7 protein-coding genes are annotated in these 5985 nt (G+C 77.5%); all 7 read right to left on the bottom strand.

The window, feature by feature from the left end:
- Nucleotides 1–133: 133 nt before the first annotated feature.
- Nucleotides 134–490 (bottom strand): 50S ribosomal protein L19, encoded by a 357-nt coding sequence (rplS, locus tag HLB09_RS11995; RefSeq protein WP_171203602.1) that lies wholly within the window; start codon nucleotides 488–490, stop codon nucleotides 134–136.
- 249 nt (nucleotides 491–739) lie between these two features.
- Nucleotides 740–1552 carry a tRNA (guanosine(37)-N1)-methyltransferase TrmD gene (gene trmD, locus HLB09_RS11990; RefSeq protein ID WP_171203601.1) on the bottom strand — a complete coding sequence of 271 codons (813 nt, stop codon included), beginning with the start codon at nucleotides 1550–1552 and terminating at the stop codon, nucleotides 740–742.
- Between the two features lies 1 nt (nucleotide 1553).
- Nucleotides 1554–2213, bottom strand: a complete 660-nt coding sequence (rimM, locus tag HLB09_RS11985; RefSeq protein ID WP_171203600.1) for a ribosome maturation factor RimM — start codon at nucleotides 2211–2213, stop codon at nucleotides 1554–1556.
- A 181-nt stretch (nucleotides 2214–2394) separates the two neighbouring features.
- Complete coding sequence (locus HLB09_RS11980) at nucleotides 2395–2640, bottom strand: RNA-binding protein (RefSeq protein WP_171203599.1); 246 nt, start codon at nucleotides 2638–2640, stop codon at nucleotides 2395–2397.
- Between the two features lies 1 nt (nucleotide 2641).
- Nucleotides 2642–3085 (bottom strand): 30S ribosomal protein S16, encoded by a 444-nt coding sequence (gene rpsP, locus HLB09_RS11975; protein ID WP_171203598.1) that lies wholly within the window; start codon nucleotides 3083–3085, stop codon nucleotides 2642–2644.
- 127 nt (nucleotides 3086–3212) lie between these two features.
- Entirely contained in the window at nucleotides 3213–4307 is a 1095-nt protein-coding gene (locus tag HLB09_RS11970) for an amidohydrolase family protein (RefSeq protein WP_322790156.1), read from the bottom strand.
- 37 nt (nucleotides 4308–4344) lie between these two features.
- Nucleotides 4345–5946 (bottom strand): signal recognition particle protein, encoded by a 1602-nt coding sequence (gene ffh, locus HLB09_RS11965; protein ID WP_171203596.1) that lies wholly within the window; start codon nucleotides 5944–5946, stop codon nucleotides 4345–4347.
- Nucleotides 5947–5985: the final 39 nt, after the last annotated feature.

Here is a 5985-nt window from a genome sequence, read left to right as displayed (position 1 = left end):
CGGGCGCCCCCGGGCGGGGGACGACGACGGCCGGACGCGGGGCGGGCGCGGACGACCACGCCCCCGCCCGCGACGGTCGGGAGGACCGTGCGGACGGGGGCGTGGCGCGGGCGCGGCCGGAGGGCCGGCCTGGTCAGCGCGAGACGGGCTCGCGCTTCTCCTTGATCTTGGCGGCCTTGCCGCGCAGCTCGCGCAGGTAGTACAGCTTCGCGCGGCGGACGTCGCCGCGGGTGACGACCTCGATCCGCTCGATGGCGGGGGTGTGCACCGGGAAGGTGCGCTCCACGCCGACGCCGAAGCTCACCTTGCGGGCCGTGAAGGTCTCGCGGACGCCGTCGCCCTGGCGGCGGAGCACGACGCCCTGGAACAGCTGCACGCGCGAGCGGGTGCCCTCGATGACCTTGACGTGCACCTTGACGGTGTCGCCGGGCCGGAACTCGGGGATGTCGTCGCGCATCGAGGCTGCGTCGAGCCCGTCCAGTGTCTGCATCGTCTGCTGCTCTCCCGCGCACCGCCGCAGGCCGGTCGCGCACTCGTGGCGGGGCCGCGCCCCGTCGTCCTCGTGATGGTCCGAGCCGCCGGGCGGCTCGCGCCGGTCTCCTCCGGGCTCCGCACGCCCCCTGCGGCAGGGGCGGGCCCGTCGTCCGGCTCGGCGGGCCAGTCTGCCACAGCCCGGCCGCACCGCCGACCGCCTCGGCGGCGCCCCGACGTCGGTGCCCTGACGTCGGCGACCGGCGGCTCAGCTCCCGGGCGCCCAGCCCTCCTCGGCGAGGACGGCGAGGTCGGCGGCGTCGAGCGCCGCCGGGTCCCGCGCCACGAGCGCGGCCAGGAGGTCGGGGCGGCGGCGCGCCGTGCGGCGCAGCCCCTGCTCGCGGCGCCACCGGGCGACCTGGCCGTGGTGGCCGGACAGGAGCACGTCCGGCACGTCGAGGTCGCGCCACCGCGGCGGGCGCGTGTAGACGGGGTGCTCGAGCAGCCCCTGCTCGTGGGACTCCTCGAGGAGCGAGTCCGGGTTGCCGACGACGCCCGGCAGGAGCCGGCCGACGGCCTCGACGAGCGCGAGGGCCGCGACCTCGCCGCCGTTGAGGACGTAGTCGCCGAGGCTGAAGGGCTGCACGCGGTACCGCTGCGCGGCGTCGACCAGCACGCGCTCGTCGATCCCCTCGTACCGCCCGCAGGCGACGACCAGGCGCGGCTCGGCGGCCAGCGCGTGCGCCGTCGACTGGTCGAGCGGGCGGCCGGACGGGCTGGGCACGAGCAGCAGGGGCGGCTCCGCGCCGTCGCCCGCGGGCGGGAGGGGGCCGACGGGGCCGTCAGGGCCCTCGCACCGGTGCACCGCGTCGAGGGCGCGGCCCCAGGGCTCGGGCAGCATGACCATGCCGGCGCCGCCGCCCGCCGGGGTGTCGTCCACGGTGCGGTGGCGGTCCTCGGTCCACCCGCGCAGGTCGTGCACGTGCAGGTCGAGCAGCCCGAGCCGCTGCGCACGGCCGATGAGGGACAGCTGCAGCGGGGCGAGGTAGTCGGGGAAGATCGTGACGACGTCGACGCGCACGTCAGCGGTCCGCCGCCGCGGGGCCCTCGGCGCCCGCTCCCCCGGCGTCGTCGCCCCGCCCGGCGCCCGGTCCCCCGGCGCCCGGTCCCCCGGCGCCCGCCGCCCCGTCGTCCGCCAGCCCGTCGTCGCCCGCCTCGTCGTCCTCCGCGGGCACGGCCTCGAGGAGGCCGCCGGGCGGGTCCAGCACGACCCGGCCGCCGGCGATGTCGACCTCCGGGACGATCGACCGGACGAAGGGGACGAGCGCGGTGGCGCCGGAGGGCTGCCGCACGACGAGCGCGTCCTGCGCGGGCAGGTGCTCGAGGCCGACGACCTCGCCGACGTCGCGCCCGTCGACCGTGGTCGCCCGCAGGCCGACGAGCTGGCCGCGGTGCCAGGCGTCCTCCTCGACCTCGGCCGGGTCGTCGGGGTCGACGTCGACGAGCAGCAGCACGCCGCGCAGCTCCTCCGCGGCGGTGCGGTCGGCGACCTCGGCGAAGGCGACGAGCGGCCGCCCCTGGTGCTCGCGCGAGCTCGCGATGGTCAGCACCCCGACGTCGGGGTCCGTGCGCAGGCGGGCGCCCACGGCGAGCCGGCGGCCCGGGTCGTCGGTGCGGACCTCCAGGGCGACCTCGCCGCGCAGCCCGTGCGGGCGGCCGGCGCGGGCGACGACGAGCTCCACGGCGCTCCTCTGGGTCAGGGCCGGCGGGCGGCCCGGGTGGGACGTGCGGGTGGGACGTGCGTGCCGGGGTGTCGCCCCGCACCGACCGGGGGTCCGGGGCCGCAGACGGCGCGAGCCCCGCCCGCCGTGCGGGAGGGGCTCGCGCCAGGTGCTGCGGTGCTGCGAGGACCGGGCCGGCGGGTCAGCGAGCGCGGTCGACGTCGACGACGTCGACGCGCACCGGGCCCTCCCCGCGCGAGAGCGCGGAGAGGACGGTCCGCAGCGAGGTGGCCGTGCGCCCCGACCGGCCGATCACGCGGCCCAGGTCGTCGGGGTGCACCCGCACCTCGAGCACCGTCCCGCGCCGCACCGGGCGGTCGGCGACCCGCACGTCGTCGGGGTTGTCCACGATGCCGCGGACGAGGTGCTCGAGGGCGTCGGCGAGCACGTCAGGCCTTCGCGACCGGGGCGTCCTCGGACGGCGCCGACTCGGAGGCCTTCTCGCCCGAGCCCTTCGCCGTCGCGTCCTTCTTCGGGGCGAGCTCGGCCGGGCCGCTCTCGCGGGCGGCGGCCTCGAAGGCCGCGCGGCGGTCCGCCTTGGGCTCGGCCGTGCGCAGCGTGCCCTCGGCGCCCGGGAGGCCCTTGAACTTCTGCCAGTCGCCCGTGATCTTGAGCAGCGCGGCGACCTGCTCGGTCGGCTGCGCGCCGACGCCGAGCCAGTACTGCGCGCGCTCGGAGTCGATCTCGATGAACGAGGGCTCCTGGGTCGGGTGGTACTTCCCGATCTCCTCGATCGCGCGGCCGTCGCGCTTGGTGCGCGAGTCGGCGACGACGACGCGGTAGTACGGGGCCCGGATCTTGCCCAGGCGCTTGAGACGGATCTTGACTGCCACGGTGGAGGGGTTCTCCTGGTTCGTCTGGGGTGAGCGCGCCCGCCCGACGTGGGGCCCGCCGGGGCGTCGGTGCTGCAGGACTCGCGCGCCGCGGGTGAGAGGGTCCCTCGGCGCCCGGTACAGCGGGCTAGTGTGCCAGACGCCGTCCGGCCCGGGCGACCTGCCGCCCGCGCAGGACGACGGCCGACGGCGCGGCGAGCACGGCGACGTCGCGCCGCGGGTCCTCGGGCAGCACGAGGAGGTCCGCGCTCGCGCCCTCCTCCAGGGCCGGGTGGCCGAGCCACCGCCGCGCCGACCAGCACGCCGCGTCGAGCGCGGCCGCGGGCCCGAGCCCGGCGGCCGCCATCTCGGCCACCTCGTCGGCGAGGATCCCGTGCGGCAGCGTGCCGCCGGCGTCGGTGCCCGCGAAGAGCCGGACGCCCGCCTCGTGGGCCAGCGCGACCGCCTCGCGGCGGCGCGCGTGCAGCCGGCGCATGTGGGCCGCGTACCGGGGGAACTTGCCCTCCCCCCGCGCCGCGATGTCGGGGAAGGTGCCGATGTTGACGAGCGTCGGCACGACCGCGGTCCCCCGCTCGGCCATGAGCGCCACGTCGTCCGGCCCCATCGCCGTCGCGTGCTCCACCCCGTCGAAGCCCGCGGCCAGGACGTCGGCCAGCGCCTCCGCGCCGAAGACGTGCGCCGTGATGCGGGCGCCCTCGGCGTGCGCGGCCGCGGCCGCCGCCGCGAGGTCCTCGCGCGACCAGCAGGGGGCCAGGTCGCCGGCCTCCCGGTCGATCCAGTCGCCGACGACCTTGACCCAGCCGTCGCCGCGGCGGGCCTGGCGCCGCACCTCGTCGACGAGCTGCGGCGGCTCGACCTCCTCGGCGAAGCCGCGCAGGTAGCGGCGGGTGCGGGCGACGTGGCGACCGGCCCGCACGAGCCGGGGCAGGTCCTCCCGCTCCTGCACCCACCGCGTGTCGGCGGGGGAACCCGCGTCGCGGACGAGCAGCGTCCCGGCGTCGCGGTCGGTGCGCGCCTGCTCCTCGGCCGTCGCCCGGTCGACCTCGCCGCCGGCACCGAGGCCGATGTGGCAGTGCGCGTCGACGAGCCCGGGGACGACCCACCCCTCGAGCGCGGTGACGTCGTGGTCCCCCCCGGGCCGCGTCGTGCTGACGCGCCCGTCGAGCACCCAGAGGCCCTGCGCGACGTCCTCGTCGGACCCCGTGCCGGGACCGTTCAGCACGCGTCCCGTCAGGTGCAGCACCCGCCCCACGGCGGCCCTACCGGCCGAGGAACTTCTCGAAGCCGGGCGGCAGCTCGAGGTCCTCGGGCACCTGCTGGCCCGCCTGGCCGCCGCCGAGGCCGAAGGCGGAGCCGGCCGGCGGTGCGCTGCGCGCGGCCGCGGACTGCTGCTGCGCGCGCTTGGCCGGGTTGCCGGACTTCGCCTTGCCCTTCTTCGGCGGCGGCGCCGTCCGGCCCCGAGACTTCTTGCCCCCGCCGGGCAGCCCGGCCATCCCGCCCCCGGGTCCGCCGCGACCGCCGCCCGTGCCGGGGAGGCCCCCCAGGCCGGGCATGCCGCCGCCCTTGCGCATGGAGCGCATCATCTTCTGAGCGTCGGCGAAGCGGTCGAGGAGCTGGTTGACGTCGGTGACGGTGCGGCCCGACCCCTTGGCGATGCGGGCGCGGCGCGAGCCGTTGAGCACCTTGGGCGAGCGCCGCTCGAGCGGCGTCATCGAGCGGACGATCGCCTCGATGCGGTCGATCTCGCGCTCGTCGAAGCTCTCGAGCTGCTCGCGCAGCTCGCCCATGCCGGGGAGCATCCCGAGCATCTTCTTGATCGAGCCCATGTTGCGCAGGCCCTGCATCTGGGTGAGGAAGTCGTCGAGCGTGAAGTCCTCACCGCTTGCGAAGCGGGTGGCGAGGTCCTGCGCCTGCTCGGCGTCGAAGGCCTTCTCCGCCTGCTCGATGAGCGTGAGGACGTCGCCCATGTCGAGGATGCGCGAGGCCATCCGGTCGGGGTGGAAGACCTCGAAGTCGCCGAGCCCCTCGCCCGTCGAGGCGAACATGACGGGCCGGCCCGTCACCGAGGCGACCGACAGGGCCGCGCCGCCCCGGGCGTCGCCGTCGAGCTTGGACAGCACGACGCCCGTGAGGTCGACGCCGTCGAGGAAGGCCTGCGCCGTCACGACGGCGTCCTGGCCGATCATCGCGTCGACGACGAAGAGCACCTCGTCGGGCTCCGTGGCGGCGCGGATGTCGGCGGCCTGCTGCATCATCTCGGCGTCGACGCCGAGGCGGCCGGCCGTGTCGACGACGACGACGTCGTGCTGGCGCTCTCGCGCGGCGGCGACGCCGCGGCGGGCCACGTCCACCGGGTCGCCCACGCCGTTGCCCGGCTCGGGCGCGAAGACGGCGACGCCCGCCCGCTCGCCCACGACCTGCAGCTGGGTGACGGCGTTGGGCCGCTGGAGGTCCGCGGCCACGAGCAGCGGCGCGTGGCCCTGCTCGCGCAGCCACCGGCCGAGCTTGCCGGCCAGCGTCGTCTTCCCGGCGCCCTGCAGGCCCGCGAGCATGATGACCGTCGGCGGGTTCTTGGCGAAGCGCAGCCGCCGCGTCTGCCCGCCGAGGACGCCCACGAGCTCCTCGTGCACGATCTTGACGACCTGCTGCGCCGGGTTCAGCGCGCCCGAGACCTCCGCCGACAGCGCCCGCTCGCGCACCGAGGCGGCGAACTGGCGCACCACGGGCAGGGCGACGTCGGCGTCGAGCAGCGCCCGGCGGATCTCGCGGACGGTGGCGTCGACGTCGGCCTCGGACAGGCGGCCCTTGCCGCGCAGGCCCTTGAAGGTCGCCGACAGCCGGTCGGAGAGGGAGGAGAACACGCGCCGAGGCTACCCGCCGCCCCCGCCCGCCCCGCCCGC

Origin of the sequence: Pseudokineococcus marinus (assembly GCF_013004605.1) — a bacterium.
Taxonomy (GTDB): Bacteria; Actinomycetota; Actinomycetes; order Actinomycetales; family Quadrisphaeraceae; genus Pseudokineococcus; species Pseudokineococcus marinus.
This window is presented reverse-complemented; position numbering and strand designations above follow the sequence as displayed.